The 16,533-nt window shown below is 61.9% G+C and carries 14 protein-coding genes; 8 read left to right on the forward strand and 6 right to left on the reverse strand.

The window, feature by feature from the left end; all coding sequences use genetic code 11:
• Positions 1 to 118: 118 nt before the first annotated feature.
• Genes RTQ83_RS11460 through RTQ83_RS11490 form a run of 7 tightly spaced genes read left to right on the forward strand, consistent with a single transcriptional unit; the run spans position 119 to position 7,046 of the window.
• Positions 119 to 694, forward strand: coding sequence for a TerD family protein (locus RTQ83_RS11460; RefSeq protein WP_312514444.1), 576 nt, complete (start codon positions 119 to 121; stop codon positions 692 to 694).
• Positions 695 to 744: 50 nt separating this feature from the next.
• A complete protein-coding gene (locus RTQ83_RS11465) occupies positions 745 to 1,806 on the forward strand; it encodes an ATP-grasp domain-containing protein (RefSeq protein WP_312514446.1) in 1,062 nt (353 codons plus the stop codon).
• The gene (locus RTQ83_RS11470) at positions 1,803 to 2,981 is read left to right on the forward strand and encodes a phosphoribosyltransferase domain-containing protein (protein WP_312514448.1); all 1,179 of its coding nucleotides are present in this window, start codon (positions 1,803 to 1,805) and stop codon (positions 2,979 to 2,981) included. Before RTQ83_RS11465 ends, RTQ83_RS11470 begins: the two co-directional genes overlap by 4 nt.
• Positions 2,959 to 3,732: a hypothetical protein gene (locus RTQ83_RS11475; RefSeq protein ID WP_312514450.1), complete on the forward strand. Its 774-nt coding sequence runs from the start codon at positions 2,959 to 2,961 to the stop codon at positions 3,730 to 3,732. Before RTQ83_RS11470 ends, RTQ83_RS11475 begins: the two co-directional genes overlap by 23 nt.
• Entirely contained in the window at positions 3,729 to 4,832 is a 1,104-nt protein-coding gene (locus RTQ83_RS11480) for a cysteine protease StiP family protein (RefSeq protein WP_312514451.1), read from the forward strand. The genes RTQ83_RS11475 and RTQ83_RS11480 overlap by 4 nt, the downstream gene beginning before the upstream one ends.
• Positions 4,825 to 5,739, forward strand: a complete 915-nt coding sequence (locus tag RTQ83_RS11485) for an HpcH/HpaI aldolase/citrate lyase family protein (protein ID WP_312514453.1) — start codon at positions 4,825 to 4,827, stop codon at positions 5,737 to 5,739. The genes RTQ83_RS11480 and RTQ83_RS11485 overlap by 8 nt, the downstream gene beginning before the upstream one ends.
• Complete coding sequence (locus RTQ83_RS11490; protein WP_312514455.1) at positions 5,736 to 7,046, forward strand: TerD family protein; 1,311 nt, start codon at positions 5,736 to 5,738, stop codon at positions 7,044 to 7,046. Before RTQ83_RS11485 ends, RTQ83_RS11490 begins: the two co-directional genes overlap by 4 nt.
• A 21-nt stretch (positions 7,047 to 7,067) precedes the next feature.
• Here the strand turns inward: RTQ83_RS11490 and RTQ83_RS11495 are convergent, their stop codons facing one another.
• Positions 7,068 to 7,700, reverse strand: a complete 633-nt coding sequence (locus tag RTQ83_RS11495) for a hypothetical protein (RefSeq protein WP_312514457.1) — start codon at positions 7,698 to 7,700, stop codon at positions 7,068 to 7,070.
• 143 nt (positions 7,701 to 7,843) lie between these two features.
• Here RTQ83_RS11495 and RTQ83_RS11500 point away from each other — a divergent pair, with 143 nt between their 5' ends.
• Positions 7,844 to 8,296 carry a hypothetical protein gene (locus RTQ83_RS11500; RefSeq protein WP_312514459.1) on the forward strand — a complete coding sequence of 151 codons (453 nt, stop codon included), beginning with the start codon at positions 7,844 to 7,846 and terminating at the stop codon, positions 8,294 to 8,296.
• Positions 8,297 to 8,324: 28 nt separating this feature from the next.
• Here RTQ83_RS11500 and RTQ83_RS11505 read toward each other — a convergent pair whose 3' ends face one another.
• The 5 genes from RTQ83_RS11505 to rpsJ form a co-directional block, all read right to left on the reverse strand.
• Complete coding sequence (locus tag RTQ83_RS11505; protein WP_312514460.1) at positions 8,325 to 8,591, reverse strand: PAAR domain-containing protein; 267 nt, start codon at positions 8,589 to 8,591, stop codon at positions 8,325 to 8,327.
• A gap of 90 nt (positions 8,592 to 8,681) precedes the next feature.
• Positions 8,682 to 10,313: a DUF2875 family protein gene (locus tag RTQ83_RS11510; RefSeq protein WP_312514462.1), complete on the reverse strand. Its 1,632-nt coding sequence runs from the start codon at positions 10,311 to 10,313 to the stop codon at positions 8,682 to 8,684.
• A gap of 161 nt (positions 10,314 to 10,474) precedes the next feature.
• A complete protein-coding gene (locus tag RTQ83_RS11515) occupies positions 10,475 to 12,757 on the reverse strand; it encodes a DUF3274 domain-containing protein (protein WP_312514464.1) in 2,283 nt (760 codons plus the stop codon).
• Positions 12,758 to 12,777: 20 nt separating this feature from the next.
• The gene (locus RTQ83_RS11520) at positions 12,778 to 15,612 is read right to left on the reverse strand and encodes a type VI secretion system Vgr family protein (protein ID WP_312514466.1); all 2,835 of its coding nucleotides are present in this window, start codon (positions 15,610 to 15,612) and stop codon (positions 12,778 to 12,780) included.
• A 357-nt stretch (positions 15,613 to 15,969) separates the two neighbouring features.
• Positions 15,970 to 16,287, reverse strand: coding sequence for a 30S ribosomal protein S10 (gene rpsJ / locus RTQ83_RS11525; protein ID WP_005663509.1), 318 nt, complete (start codon positions 16,285 to 16,287; stop codon positions 15,970 to 15,972).
• Positions 16,288 to 16,533 lie beyond the last annotated feature (246 nt).

A 16,533-nucleotide genomic window follows, 5' to 3' on the forward strand; every position in this document is an offset into this window, starting at 1 on the left:
CGGGCCCTGTTCGCCCCATGTACAATTGATCAATTACCGCCTATATTGGCGGAGACAAATCTGGCGCACCGCGCGCGGCGCGCCGGCCGTTTCACCTCTCAACGGAAAAGGAGTTCGCATGGCAATCAGTCTGCAAAAAGGCGGCAACGTCAACCTGAGCAAGGAAGCCCCCGGCCTGACCAAGGTCATCATCGGCCTGGGCTGGGATCCACGCTCGACCGACGGCTCGGCTTTCGACCTGGACGGCAGCGCATTCATGCTGAAGGCCGATGCCAAGGTGCGTGGCGATACCGACTTCATCTTCTATAACAACCTGAAATCGAGCGACGGCTCGGTGGTCCACGCCGGCGACAACACCACCGGCCAGGGCGACGGCGACGACGAGAAAATCGCGGTCGACCTGTCGCGCGTGCCGGCCGACATCGACAAGGTCTCGTTCTGCGTCACCATCCACGACGCCGAAGCGCGCCGCCAGAGCTTCGGCCAGGTCAGCAAGGCCTACATCCGCTGCCTGAACGCGGCCGGCGAAGCCGAAATCGCACGCTACGACCTGTCCGAAGACAGCTCGACCGAAACCGCGATGATCTTCGGCGAACTGTATCGCCACGGCGGCGAATGGAAGTTCCGCGCCGTCGGCCAGGGCTTCAAGGGCGGCCTGGGTCCGCTGGCGCGCTCGTTCGGCGTCAACGTCTAAGCCGTAGCAGCTTTCAAGCACAGCGGGGCATTCCCCCAAGGGTCCGCGCCGTGGCGCGGACCTTTTTCCGCCACATCACCGAGAACACCCGCATGCGCGTCTGGTACAACAGGACCTTCTCGTCCGTCTACGCCGCGATCGAACTGATCCGCCAGGCCGATACTGAAGGCCGTTTCACCATCATCCACAGCAACGCCAACCGCCACACGCCGGCGGCGCGCCTGGCCCACGAATTCCACACCGAGCCCACCGGCCTGGACAGCGACGCCTATGTCGACTGGTGCCTGGCGTTCTGCCGCACACACCGCATCGAGATCTTCGTGCCGGGCCGCGAAGCGACCACGCTGGCGGCAGAACACGCGCGCTTCGCCGACATTGGCGTGCGCGTACTGAGCGCGGCGCCGGCGGACATGCTCAAACTGGTGCACGACAAGGCGCGCTTTTACGCTGAGACGGTGCTGCCCGAGGCGCCGGTAGCCGAGTTCCGCCGCTTCGAGACGCTGGAACAGTTCGACGCCGCGTGGGAAGCGCTGCGTCCGCGCCACGCCAAACTGTGCGTGAAGCCGTCGCACGGCATCTACGGCCAGGGCTTTGCCATCGTCGACGAAGGGCGCAGCAGCGCCGCCCTGCTGCTGGGCGGCGTCGAATACCACGTCGGCTACGACGACCTGCGGCGCGGCCTGGCCACGATGGGGACCTTCAAGACCATGCTGCTGATGGAATTCCTGGACGGCCCCGAATACAGCGTGGACTGCGTCGGCGACAACGGCCGCCTGGCCGCCGCCGTGGTGCGCCGCAAGCTGCCGCACGGCGGCAGCGGCCAGATCATCGACATGCGCCAGGACATCCTGGACGCCACCGCGCGCCTGTGCGCCGACTACCGGCTCAATGGCGTGTTCAACGCCCAGTTCCGCGAAGGCGGCGGCCGTCCGCGCCTGTTGGAAATCAATCCGCGCATGTCGGGCGGCATCGGCATGGCCTGCCTGGCGGGACCGAACCTGCCCTACATCGCGCTGCGCGGCTTCGCCGACGGCTTCGACAACGTCACCATCGCGCCGGTCGCCAACGGCATGCGCGTGGCCGAACTGAGCACCCCGACCGAACTTCCATGAACGCACCAGACCATCGTCCCCTCCAGCGCCACATCGCGCTTCCCACCGGCACCCTCGACCTGAAGATCGGGCGCGGCGCCGATGAACTCGAGGCGCTGCTCGGCTTTGCCGCGCGCGCCAACGCCAGGCGCGGCTTCCTGTTCATGAGCAAGGTACTGGGCAAGCACTGGCCCTGCACCCCATCCGAGATGCTGGCGGTGCACGCGCGCCTGGCCGCCGGCGTGCCCGCAGTTGAGGGCCCGGTCGTCTTCATCGCCATGGCCGAAACCGCGATCGGCCTGGGCCAGGGCGTGTTCGAAGCCTGGCTGCGCGCCCATCCTGGCCAGCCGGCGCTGTTCCTGCACACCACCCGCTACCGCGTCGGCGACGGCGAGCTGATCGAGTTCGAGGAAGCGCACAGCCACGCGCCGCGCCAGTTCCTGCACGCGCCGACCGATGCCGCGCTGCGCGAACTGCTGCTGGCGGCGCGCACCCTGGTGCTGGTCGACGACGAAGCCAGCACCGGCAACACCTTCGTCAACCTGGCCAACGCCTGCCGCCGCCTGAACCCGGGCATCGAGCGCGTGCACCTGGCCACCATCGTCAACTTCATGGGCGCCGCCGCCACCGCGGCGCTGGACGCGCGCTTCGGCCTGCCGGTGACGTGCGGCGCGCTGATCGAAGGAGAATTCAGCTTCACGCCCGGCGCCGTGCCGCCGGACGCCGGCACGGCGCAGCGTTACGACCACGAGGCCGAACGCGGCGCCAGCCCCGCCTTCGGGCGCCTGGGACTGACGCGTGCTCTGAATGCGCCCAAGGTGCTGGCCACGCGCCTGAAACACGAGTTCGCGCGCACCGACCGCGTGCTGGTGCTGGGCACCGGCGAATTCATGCATCCCGCCCTGCTGCTGGCGGCCAGCCTGCAGTCGCTCGGTATGGCGGTGTCGGTGCAATCGACCACGCGCTCGCCGATCCTGACCTGGGGCGCGGTATCGCACGCGCTCGACTTCGAGGACAACTACGGCGAAGGCATCGCCAACTACCTGTACAACGTGGCGCCCGGCCAGTACGACCACGTGCTGCTGTGCCACGAGACCGCGCCCAACGCCGCGCTGCGGGCGCTGGCCAAAACCCTGAATGCGCGCCTGTTCCACTTCCAGTCCGAGGACCACGTTGAAGAAGTTCCTGTTCGCTGACCTGGACGACACCCTGTTCCAGACCTTCGGCAAGTGCGGTAGCTTCGGCGCCTTCGCCGACGATGTCGACGCACTGGAGCCGGCCGCCTACTACAAGGACGGCAGCGTGTGCTCGTACACCACGCGCGCCCAGCGCTCGTTCCTGGCGCTGCTGCAGGACGGCATGACCGTGATCCCGACCACCGCGCGCGACCTCGACGGCCTGCGCCGGGTGTCGCTGCCGTTCTCCAGCTACGCCGTGATCAACTACGGCGGCGTGGTGCTGGAACCCGGCGGCGCGGTCGACCAGCCGTGGCTGGACGGCATGCGGACGGCGATGCACGCCGCCCTGCCCGGGTTGCAGGAGCTGTCCGCCCACATCGACGAGCATTGCACGCGTACCGGCTATGGCGGCCGCGCGCGCATGATCGAGGATTTCGCCACCCCGTTCTTCCTGGTGGTGAAGGATCCGGACAAGCGCCACGAACGCCTGGCCACGCTCGAAGAAGACGTGGTGCGGCCATGGATCGCCGACGGCAAGCGCGACTACTTCATCCACCGCAACGGCAACAACCTGGCGATCCTGCCAAATGCCTTGAACAAGGCCAATGCAGTGGCCCACATCAGCGCGCGCCTGCGCGCCGAGCACGGCGAAATCGTCACCTTCGGCATGGGCGACAGCCGCTCGGACGCGCGCTTCATGGCTGCCTGCGACTACGCCATCATCCCGCGCGGCACCCAGCTCGCCGGCCTCACCGTGGGGGCGCTGTGAACGCGCGCGACCGTTTCTCGGGCAGTTACCGTCCGGACGACGTCACCTTCCTGCTGCGGCCACTGGCGCAGCAGGACTTCACCGGCGTCGCCGAAAAGGAAGCGCTGATCCAGAGCGGCCGGCGCCACTACAGCCAGATGCTGTCGCCGGAAGCGGCGCCGTCCGAGCGCTACATGCGCCTGTTCGACCAAGCCTGCGCCGCCAACAACCCGCGCATGGCGCGCGACTGCCTGCGCCTGGCCGCCCTGATCGCGGCGCGTCCGCCCGGAGCGTTGACGGTCGTCTCGCTGGCGCGCGCCGGCACGCCGGTGGGCGTGGTGGTCACGCGCCTGCTGCGCGACGTCTTCAGCCGCGACGCCGTTCACTATTCGGTGTCGATCGTGCGCGACCGCGGCATCGACGCTGCCGCGCTGCGCCACATCCTGGCACGCGGCCACGCGCCGGAATCGATCGTGTTCCTCGACGGCTGGACCGGCAAGGGCGTGATCGCGCGCGAACTGGCCGCCTCGGTCGCGGCGTTCAACCGGCGCCACGGCACGGCCATCGACAGCGGCCTGCACGTGCTGTCCGACCTGGCCGGCAGCGCCGCCTGCGCCGCCTCGTGCGACGACTACCTGATTCCGTCCAGCATCCTGAACGCGACGGTGTCGGGGCTGGTCAGCCGCACGGTGATGGACGCGGCGATGGGCGAGGACGACTTCCACGGCTGCGTGCTCTACACGCAGTTCGCCGGCATCGACCGCTCGCAATCATTCGCCGATGAATTAGCGCGCCTAGCGCTGGCGCTGGCGCAGGCCGCCGACCAGCCGCCGGCAGCACCGAACGATGCGGCCGCCGCACGCCGACGCTCGCAGGACTATATCGGCGCCGCCATGCGCCGCTACGGCGTGGCCGACGTCAACCTCATCAAACCCGGCATCGGCGAAGCCACGCGCGTGCTGCTGCGCCGCGTGCCGCGTATGCTGGTGCTGCGCGACCCGCTGGCGCCGCAGGTGGCGCACCTGGCCGTGCTGGCCGAAGAAAAACGGGTGCCGGTCGAGACCGATTCCACCCTTCCCTATCACGCCGTATCCCTGATCAGGAGTGCATCGGATGGCTAAATCCCTGGGCGCGTCGCTGTACGTCCCCGCCAATCACAAGAGCCTGGCCGCGATCGCCAACGGCGACAAGCTGCCTCAGGCGCGGTCGCTGATCTTCTGCCTCGAGGATTCGATCGCCGACCGCGAATTGAGCTGGTCGCTGTTCAACCTGTCGGTGGTGCTGGCCAATATGCGCGTCGACGTCGCCGCCGACCGCTTCGTCCGCGTGCGCAATCCCGACGTGCTGGCGCGCGTGCTGGCCATGCCCGGCGTCGACAAGCTGACCGGCTTCGTGCTGCCCAAGATCACGCGCCACAACTTCGACAGCTACTGGCGCCTGCTGCGCCACACCGAGCACCTGGTGATGCCGACCATCGAGACCGCCGAAGCGTTCGATGACGCCGAGATGCAGGGCCTGCGCATGGCGCTCGAAGCACCCGGCGTGCGCCATCGCATCCTGGCGCTGCGCGTCGGCGGCAACGATCTGCTGGCCCTGCTCGGCCTGCGCCGTCCGCGCGGCATGACCATCTACCGCACTCCGCTCGGTCCCGTGATCGCGCGTCTGGTGACGACCTTCCGTCCCTATGGCTTCATGCTGACCGCGCCGGTGTTCGAATACCTCGACCTGCCCGAGCTGCTGGACCAGGAAGTCAACGAAGACCTGGCCCACGGCATGATCGGCAAGACCGCCATCCACCCGACCCAGATCGGCGCGATCGAACAGCACTTCAAGGTCACGCCGCACGACCTGGCGGTGGCGCGCGCCATCCTCGACGCCTCGGCGCCGGCAGTGTTCCGCATGCACGACGCGATGCAGGAAGTCGCCACCCACCGCGCCTGGGCCGAGCGCACGGTCGAACAATCGCGCCTGTTCGGCTCGCACGGAGAGCTGGGTCACAAACCATTCCTGGAAGGAGAACCTTCATGACGACATACTCACGCGGCCAGAAAGGCAAGCTGGCCGATCTCGGCACCGGCCACGCCTTCAACGTCGACATCGACATCGCCGCCAACGGCGCCTCGGTCGACGTCTCCTGCTTCGGCCTCGACGCCGGCGACAAGCTGTCGGACGACCGCTACATGGTGTTCTACAACCAGCTGGCCAGCCCGGAAGGCGCGGTGCGCCTCGACCTGTCCGGCGGACGTGCGCGCTTCGCCGTCAACCTGGACGCACTGCCGGCGCCGGTCGCCAAGCTGGTGTTCGTGGCCGCGATCGACGGCGCCGCCACCATGCGCACGCTCGGCGCCAGTGCGCTGAGCCTGGGCAGCGCGCTGCGCTTCCCGTGGTCGGGTCTTGATTTCGGCGACGAGAAAGCGCTGATCGTGGCCGAGCTGTACCGGCGCGACGGCCAATGGCGCTTCGGCGCCGTCGGCCAGGGTTTCAATGGCGGCCTGTCGGCGCTGCTGGCACACTTCGGCGGCACCGAGACCTCGTCGGCGCGGCCTGCTGCGCCTGTTGCGACGCCTGCTCCTGCCCCGGCCCCGGCCGCACCACGCGTCTCGCTGTCCAAGATCACCCTCGACAAGCGCGGCGACAAGGTCTCGCTGGACAAGCGTCCCGGCCAGGGCTATGGCCGCATCCACGTCAACCTGAACTGGAACCAGGCGGCGATCGCGCCGCCCCCGCCATCGGCGCCGCCGCCATCCTCGGCCGCGCGCGGCGGCGGCTTCCTCGACCGCCTGGCCAATATGGCGGGCGACCTCGCCAACAAGGCGGGCGACATGGCCAACAAAGCCGGCGCCGCGCGCAAGGGCCGCAGCGGCATCGACCTCGATCTGGGCTGCATGTATGAGCTGAGCGACGGCCGCCGCGGCCTGGTGCAGGCGCTCGGCAACACCTTCGGCGACTATGAGCGCGAGCCCTTCATCCAGCTCGACGCCGACGACCGCACCGGCGCCGCCCTCAACGGCGAGAACCTGTACATCAACGGCGAACGCTTTGACCAGATCAAGCGCGCCGTGATCTTCTCGTTCATCTACGAAGGCGCCGCCAACTGGGGCGTGACCAACGGCGTGGTGACGGTCAGCGCACCGGGCCAGGCGCCGGTCGAAGTCAAACTCGATGGCGGCGACCGCCAGATCATGTGCGCCATCGCCCTGATCGAGAACCGCGGCGGCCAGCTGGTGATCACCAAGCTGGCCGAGTACTTCCAGCAGCAGGGCATGACCAGCGCGCACGAACTGATGGACCGCCACTTCGGCTTCGGCATGCGCTGGAAGACCGGCAGCAAATAAGCGCAGCCTTCACAAGGGCTGCTACCACTTGCAGCCCTTGTCGGTGATGGTCTCGATGGCCAGAGGGATCAGCAGCAGTACGTTGGCTGCAGTCCCGCCCGAATACTTCTTCTGACAATCGGGCCGCTTGGCCTGGCGCACCGCGCGCGCCAGGTTGCTGTCCTCGAGAGAGCGCAGCTGTTCTGCCTCGCCCTGCGCCGGCGCGCGCTCGCTGTCGATCTGGCGCGCCGCGGCGCGCAGCGACGTCATGTCGATACGCTGCTGTGGTGCTGCGGTCACCGGCTGCGCTTGAACCTCGGCCGGCGCCCCGGATGCCGGTGCGTCCGGCAAGGTGAATACCGGGGCCGCCGTGGGTTCCGGCCTCGCTGCCGGCGGCGCGCGGCGTAGCGGGGGCGGCGCGATTGCTGGCGCCTGCGCTGTCGCGGCAGGCTGCGCGGACTTCGGCGCCGCGATGAACGTAAAGGCGATATAGCTTGCCGGGCTGCTGTCCTTGAAGCGATCCGGCATGCCGCCATATTCCATGAACGCCGCCACCAGAAGCATGTGCACCAGGACGATCAAGGCTGCGGAAACAAGGCTGGGACGCTTGCTGCGGCTGAAAAAATCGCGGCCGGATGCGGCGCGCGGGGTCAATGCGAATGGCGGACGGAGCATGCTTCGATCATCTAACGGCTAACCGGTCGATTACATCATGCTCGCGCCCGGCGGTCGATGCGCCGTGCATGAAATGCGCGTGCCGCGCCATCTTGGACGGCGCAACGGGTTACATTCGCATATCCCACGCCGCCTTTCGTCCCATGACAACAAGCCGCAATGCCCGGTTCCGCGTTTCTCTGGCGATCGCCACCGCATGCGTACTGCTGGCCCAGCAAGCCAGTGGCGCAGCATTCGTGGTACAGGCGCCGGTCGTCGCGCCGGCGGTGAAGGACGATCCGTTTGCGGCAGTCGCGCCGGCCGCACCTGTTCCGCCCTCGCCCGCGGCAGCGCCGCGCCATGACGGCAAGCTCGATATCGAGGAAATGCGCCGCTCGGTGCGCGAGGTGCTGGAGAATGAAGATGTGCCATCGGGCCCGATGGGCACGGTGTTCTCGGCCGCCCCCGCGCCCGAGCTACAGCGCTTCAAGAACAAATTCGGCGACGCCAAACGTCCATGGTGCCTGACCGCCTTCCAGGGTGCGGGCGTGCTGGCGCTGGTGGCCATGCCGCTGGCGATCCTGCTGGACAAGAAGGATCATGGCTGCAAGTGGTGACCGTCATGCGGCGGGAGGGCACCCGTCGTCATGTGGTGCCATATGTCTGTAAACTCGATTTTAATTTGGCGCCGCAACTGGTAACGTCATCCTCAAAAGCGATCGCAACACCCTCGATGCGATGGCGCGCAGATCCGCTGGCGATCGTGCATCCGTTGTGCCCCGAGATTGGACAGCTGCAGGGATCGCCAACACAAGCAACCGGGACGCCGCCCACTTTGAAATGACTCGCGCGCGTGCTGATGACTTTGCCGCCGTGAGATGTGATGTCGCCTAAACGGATAACGTTTCTCATTGGGCGGCTCCTGGTTGTTCATGAAAAACCGTTGTTTTATGTCCTTGTCGACCTCTGCCGCTTCTATCAGCAAATGAAGTCCGGCCCAGGTCACGTTCCTGCGCCTACGACTTCTCCAACCGTGGGCGGCTTGTAGTTCTCCGGATTGATCGCCGGTTCGACCTGATGTTTGAACAGATCCCGTCCTTTCTGTGCTGCGCGCCGCTCGTCCGATGGCGGGCTGATAAAGACAATGCTGGCGCCAGCAGGATCGCGCAGATTGACTGCGGCCGATGCCCCGCCTTGGTAATAACTGCTCATCACACCAACCGCCATCTGTACGAAGAAAGTGCTGGCGCCGGTGTTGCCAAAACGATGGTCGGTATTGATGAATTGCGCCGTCTTGCTGGTATCGATCTCGGGTCCGCCTTGCGCTGCGTAGCTGTGCAAGGTGCCTTCGAATGCAAGCTGCTGTTCGACCTGTTTCCCGAAGGCGCCGATGATGCGCGCCGGACCTTTCGCGCGCTCGGCAGCAGGCAAGGTTTGGAGAGCCTGCTGCCAACCAGCTTCCAGTATTTTCTGGCGCGTATCCCGACGCTTGACCGGCTTGCCTTGCTCGTCTTCGAACTTGACGAAGACTGGGCGATGGATGAAACCCAGCGAAGGCAATTTATCGAACGCTTCCATCTGATTGCGATTCCATGGAACCGGGAACCAGGGAGTCGGCTTCCAGTCCTTTGGCGGGTCGTTCAGCCAGCGACGAAATGCAGCCAGGGATATGTCGGGCTTTTCCTTGTCGAACACCGGGTGCTTTGCAAAGGTCGCTGCCGCAGTTAGCCACTCCTTCACAGTCGGGTTACGTCCAATGTGGAATTTTTCAGGGTTAGCCAGTTTTTCGGGCGTGGGTACGGATTCTTTCAGGGCGTAGTACATCATCCGTAAGTTCTCCTGCAGATAATCGTTATCAGGATCGTCCCATATGTATGGACGTAATGGCTCCACGCGTTCTCGACGCGCCAGTACGAAGACAGCGGTCGAATCTGGCATCTCGGGAATATAGTAGCCATTCTCAATGATTGGCGGTGTGCTGGGATCGCGTGATGCGTGTCGAGTCGCGGAACTGTCGTCAGCTAGCAGGACGATATACGGCAAATCAGGATGGGCGTCAAAAAAGGCAAACACTTTTTCCAGCAGCTGGTCAGGGCGTTCTCCCAGCTCCCATGTGCCCGTTACGAACAGGTGCCATGCCATTCCAGTTCCCTCTGCGCTAGCAGCCAATCCCGGCTCGGGAGATATTTCGCTTGGCTGGTACGCTGGGTGGCCGATCGGGCTGCCGGCATAAAACGTTGGTACTCCCCAGAACATTGGAGACAGTTCAGCACCGTTCTCCAGTGCATCGCAGGCTCGACTTCCGCTAACTCCAAGCTTGTCGTCCTTGGCCCACTCATACTTTTTCGGATCTTGCTCGCGAATGCTGGTAAACGGTGTTCCATTTTGCAAAGCTTCCCATAACTTTCCTTGTCGGTATTTTTCGACGGTGACACCTAAGCCAATTACCTCCAAGGCATATTCCTGGCGCGCATATCCGGCATTTGAATTGCTATTTTGCTCCCTGAGATGCTTTGTTTTCTGTTGCCAGTCACGTTCACGTGCGTCCGCCTTAATCGAAGCAACTAGCCAACTACCGCCGAATAGAAGTGCAACCGTTGCAAGAGGCACTCCAAACCAACGTAACTTGTTCATTGCCGTCTCCACGTTAGTATTTACCAATTCCGCATTCAAAACCCGGAAGTCGAAAACTAGCCAAAGTACAAGCAGGATCGGGTATGCCACAACCGCACCGGCAACGTATCGCCATGCAATTGGCCGTTTGACCGCTGCCTCTTTAACCAATGCCCCGCCACTCATATTTTCTCCTTCACTGGGACTGTCCGGGTGACTTGACCTCCCATTGTTTCCGACACGATGATCTCCATAAGTCCACCTGTTAACAGCGGTAGACAGGCAGGCAATATGCCTGAGCTGTAGTACGTCATGTTTCCTTCGATGAGTTCACGCCGCCATTGCGGCTCGCATTCAAGATAAGGACTAAATTCATTAAAGAACGCATCCCACGCCTTTATCCCTGGACGTGGTTTATCCGTAGTTTTTCCTATCTTTTTCAGCCGCCAGTCTGCAACTGCGCACAAATAAGCATAAAAATTCGGATCAGTAGACGCCCTGCCCCTGCCAATCGCTACGTCGTACGCAGTAACCTGGCTATGATTTTTGCGGCTGTCGAAAATGGCACTGTGGAAGGACTTCGCACTGACCTCATTTTGCCAACGCCTGCGTGCAACATCGCGGCTTTCCTTCACCATCGCGACTACCTTCCCGTTAGGATGACGCATTGCACTCACAATGGTGAATCTGTTATCGTCGTTTATAATTTTCAGATTCTTTTCAGCGTTGTACGCTGCCTCGATACGGTCCAGGTCGTGTTTGGGGAGAGATTCCTGTACATTCGGGTAGCTGATTTTCCCTGCTGGATCAGGGCGTATTTCCGGACTAATCCGCAAGCCATCCTCGTTAGAGATCGCGATCGCCGCCGTTATCGGGTCAACTTCTTCACACGGCCCGCGATCGGCCCCTACTAGCCTTGAGTGCGTTGAGCTCGCTGGAATTCTGTCAGCATCAATTTGATTGCCACGGATGTCCGCAAGGCAGGGCTTGGTCAACGGTTCACCATTGATCCTCCGGATCCCGTAGCGCTGATCCTCCAGTTTCTCACCTGGCTGGATCGGCCATTTAGCGACTTGGAGCGATGCACGTAAGCCACGCCCGCTCTTTTCGACGTGCGCGTGGTCGTCTTCACCCTTGATACACAGTGCAAAATCGTGAGGCGGCTGGCCAATCAATACCGGCATTACCTTGGCCGTACGTGGATCAAGGCGCTGCTTTGACGTGAACACACGCTGGAGGAAGCTATCCCCAAGTTCTTTCAACGGCATGCGCGTAACCGTTGTGCGAACCCACTCCATGCGTGTCACGATATCGTAGTCGCTTCCGCGTCCGATTTTCTTCCTGACTTGCTTGTATTGCGCTTCAGTGCCCTGAATATAGTCCGGCACACCTTGCCAGCCGATTCCCTTCATGTTTTCAAGCGCAACCGTCATGTCTTCCGGGCTGAAGTAGAGGTACACCTTGCCGCGGTTATCGCGGTCTTCATTTGGCTTCCAGCGCCCCTCGACCATGCCGCCAAATTCGGCCTCGTTGATTTTTGCGAAGACCGGGCTGCTTGCCTTTGCTTTGGCAACACCTTGTACGATATTAACCAGCGTCTGCAACCTTCCATGCAGACTCTGCAACCCGGCGATGCGCTCGTATTGTCCCTCCATCGGAGCATCCTTTCCGCCTGAGAACCAATTCGCTATATCAGCCTTCCAATTCAGATCCTCCTCCAGGCTATATGGCGGATGGGTCAGGATCAGCGTGTCGGCTACGTGTTCGCCACGCTCCATCAGAAATGCCTGCGCAAGTAAACTCAGCAAGCAACCTTGGCTATGGGCGACGATCGTCACTGTTTCGTCGGGGTCATAGTCGCGGATAATTGCAATCAGGGCCGCCAGCCGCCGGGCGGCGAGCACCATATACATGCGACCAGGACCATGCTTGAGCGGTCGTAATGAATCACGCATGAGGTCCATCGGTGCCCCGACGCCACGGTTCCACATATCAGGCAATGTACTTGTGGCATTGGCAAACGGGCCGCCGCCCTTGGACAAGTCCTTGTCGAGGCGAGTGCCGTAGCGGTCAGTCTTCTGTCCGTTGACTGTCTTTGTCTGCGTTCCGAGTTCGCGAAAGCCCCAGTAGAACGGAATGACCGGGCTATCCGTGTCGGTGGTCACCTTACGTTTGAAGTAGACTGCATCCGGATCCTCAACCACCTCATTCTTGTCCGTCGGTGCCGAATACGTGGCAGGTTTGAAGCGGCGCGAGAGGCGTTTTTCCAGTCCGGCACAAAGCCCTTCCTCAACCTCGCTGAAACCGGTACCGACATCGTTTACGCCGTGGACGATGATGATGTTGCCAGGCTTGTCGCGCGGATGTTCGATGACCTTGTCGGCAGCACGTTTGGGCCGCAACACCGTTGTGGTACGGCTGGCGCTGTACTCGGACTTCGGATATTTTCTGCTCGAGTCTGCCATCTGTCTCCCCTCCGATAGAACTATTCATCACCGCCGCGCATCAGAATGATGTCGGCCATGTGCATCGCATCACGCTCGATCAGCTCGGATGTTCCGTCGGCGTTGCTGCGTACCTGCATATCGGTGCCATCGCTGAGCTTGACCTGCACCTTGGCGTCCTTGACAGCAGCGCCCAGCGGTTGGTCACCGTTCTCGAGCGGCGTGCCACGCGCGTAATGCACTGCGAGTTTCTGGTCTGCGCCACCCTCACCGAACTTCGGAAGCTGGGACGTCATGCTTTCGGGTCCGTCGTAAAGAAAATCCTTCGCATGGAATTGGAGCGTTTGCTTGCTTCCCAGGACCGGAGGCCCGTCGCCCAATTTCAGGAACGAACCGTCTTCCGCCACCAGCAAGATGACCTTGCCTGATATCGTCACCGTGCCTTCGGTAGCGGTCACGTTCAGATTTTTGGCCGAATTGATGTCGGTGTCGTCATGCTGACTCTGCAGCAGCAACTTTCCGAAGTGGGCAATGCCAGTAAGACCATCGCTACGCGCAAACAGGGAAATACCCTTGCCGGCATTCAGGCTCAAACGCTGGCCGGCAGTCATCTGCAAGTGCTGTTGCGCGACGGTGTCGATGTTCCGGGCCGAGTAGCTGACTATTGCTTGGGAGCTGGCAAATCCGATCCCGGCTGGAGATGTAATGCCAATGACCGGTTCCCCCGGCTCTGAGGCCTTCGGTGCGATGTTGCTGCCGTCTTCCCACTTGTCGAAGCGCGCCAACAGTTCGTCCTGCTCCTTGGTATCGATCGACATACCGTTGTGTTCGGCTGCGTAGGTGCCCAGTGCCGCACAGAGTTCTCCACACTCGCGAAGTAAGTTCAGATAGTCGTCTCGCGCAAGCTGGCCTCCTTTCGAATTCGCCCCTCCCAACAACTTCCAGGTACTCAAAAGGATGCCTTTTGCAGCATGCAAGGCAATCGCCTCTTCGCTGCGTAATTCCGCGCCTTCGCCGCGAGGGATAGCATTCCCGTCACTGCGGGGCTCAGTCAGGTAGCCAAGATTAAGTTCAGTAGACGCGTGATCGCTTGCTAGTTGCACACTGATCTGACCTGGCGTATCGTCCAGCCGCAGCTGGTTGCCACGTCGGCCGCGGATTTCACGCGTGCGGATGCCAGACTGATACCTGGTATTTGGCAGTTTCTCCTCATGGCGGAATACGGGCGGTGGACCATCGCCGTTATACAGCTGGCCGATGATGATCGGTTTGTCCGGGTCGCCGCCAACCCAGCCGACCAGAACTTCGGTACCGATTGCAGGCAACAAACGCGTACCACACTGCTCGCTTGTACCGGGACCATTGCCAGCCCAGTTGGAGGCCACGCGCACCCACGCCGAATCGGCATCCGAGTCGGCGCTGCCGGCACCATTGGCGTGTTCGTGATCTTGTGGCCGGGTCGCCGGAAAACGAATCTTGACGCGTCCCAGATGGTCGCACCAGACCTGTTCATTGGCCGGACCGACCACTATCGCAGTCTGCAGCACTGGCCTCAGTAGGGTGGCGGGCGGTGGAACGATACGGATGTCTCGACGTACACAGGCGAAACGGGTTTTGTAGCGAATCGGCTCGCCATCACGATCGATAAAGAGATCCCGGCTCCCTTGACTCCAGCCGTTGCACTCGAACAGTCGCTCAATACGAGCGCCAATTTCTATGGGCAAATTGTTCTGCGTTGCGATGTGCTGGGCGGTGATAAGGAAATCGCGCTCCTGCCTCGGATGTGTGTCGATTTCCGGATGGCCTTCCAAACTGAACCACTCGCCAACTGCAAAATCACGCACCCCTCCTTCGCCATGAAAGCTTTTCGTTTCATATTCGTAGTGCTCCATGCGCGCGTAGCCTAGTGCGGCGAGATCGAGTGTGGTATCGGCCACGTGGGGTGGCGCCACATGATAGTTCTCCAGGTTTGCGAGCAGCCCGGCTTCTTGTCGGCCATGTTTGATTTTCGAGTGGACACTCGTTTCCATGAGCACTCGACTCGACGGATTCTTGTAGTCCCAAGTGTGCAAGGTGACGCTGCCGGGCTGAAGCGTGTGTATGCCACTCCAGCCAGTAACTCCGTCGCGTTGTTCTGTAGCAGCATCCCGATGGAAACGTACGGTGCCGGCTGCATTCTGGTCCAAATGACTCGAGCCGTCGAACAGGAATAACGTATGCCCTACCGCCTTCTGACGATCATGATTACGATGCTCCGATGTGATTTCAGGCAGGCCTGAGCGGAAGAACCAAGCTATCCCGCATCGCTGAAGTAGGCGTCGGACAAACGCAGCATCGGACTCATCGTGTTGCATGATGAATTCGCGCGGCGAGAACTTTCGACCGAGAGCGGCGTCAATCTGCAGTTCGAACGTCTCTCGCAAAATCGGATTTCGTGCATGCCATTCTGCTACCAGCGTCCTGACTACATCCAGTTCGCTCTGCTGACGAAATACCCGGGTGTTTGTGCGCCTTTCCATAACCGTAAGCGCGTCATGCATGACGACTTGGTAGGTTGCCAGACCTCCATCGCTCTGACCGGACGCCGCCTCGGTAATGATTCCGCAAATGTGACGCAGCCCACCACGATCGGTGACTACGCGTAGATCGGCGGGCAAACCAATAAAGTCTTTCAAAGCCAGTGCCGCACTATCTGAGACGCACAGAATGCGGTACTCGAAACCGCCGCAAATGCGTTCTTCGCCGATCACTCGTTGCGGCAGCAGTATGTCTTCGCGAAGTACGCCATTGTCGGCCAGTACAAGTTTCAGCGGGCGTTCATAGGTAGCCAGTTGCCACAAGTCGCATCCAGAGTTTTGCATCGTATCGTCTAGCATGCATGGGCTTCGTACGCGGAACAGCGCTTTGAAAAGATGCATGCCAAGTCAAGTTGAAGAGACTAACAAGTGTCCTTGGCCTGGTTCTTCTGGATTTGTTGAAACTTAAATCGGCGCAGTGTAGGTCCGATTCCCATGCATTGCGCATGGAGTGTGTTTTGGACACGACAGCAGCGATGCTGCTCGCTCGGGCAAATTGAAAATGCGCTTTCGGGGAAGTATTAGGGCTTGCCGGAATGTGACTTGTGATGCAGGCGCCAAAATGGAAGCCACAAATGACAAGGGCCGGGAAATCCGCAATGCGAACTTCCCGGCCCTTGCTGTATCGGCGGATCGCTCCGCCGACGACATTCTGTATTACTGCAGCTTGATTTCGACGTCGACGCCAGCTGGCAGGTCCAGCTTCATCAGTGCGTCAACGGTCTTGTCGGTCGGGTCCACGATGTCCATCAGACGCTGGTGCGTACGGATTTCGAACTGGTCGCGCGAGGTCTTGTTCACGTGCGGGGAACGCAGCACGTCGAAACGCTGGATGCGGGTCGGCAGTGGGACTGGGCCTTTGACGACGGCGCCGGTGCGCTTGGCGGTGTCGACGATTTCCAGGGCCGATTGGTCGATCAGCTTGTAGTCGAACGCTTTCAGGCGAATACGGATTTTCTGGTTTGGAGCGGACATGCTAATTCCTTTAAAAGAACGTTCCGGCTTGTTGCCGGCAATGTGGTAAAGGTACTTCGGTACTGCTCAAGAGGCGGGAGTATATCATCGTTCCCGCTCAAACAGATGGGGACAGACCAAAAAGTCTGTCCCCATCGTTGTGCCCATCAGACGGCCCGAAGGCCGTCAAAGGACGATCTCAGCCTGATGAATTAGGCGATGATCTTGGCAACCACGCCGGCGCCGACGGTACGGCCGCCTTCGCGG

This window comes from Massilia sp., from assembly GCF_031995545.1.
Classification (GTDB): Bacteria; Pseudomonadota; Gammaproteobacteria; order Burkholderiales; family Burkholderiaceae_D; genus Telluria.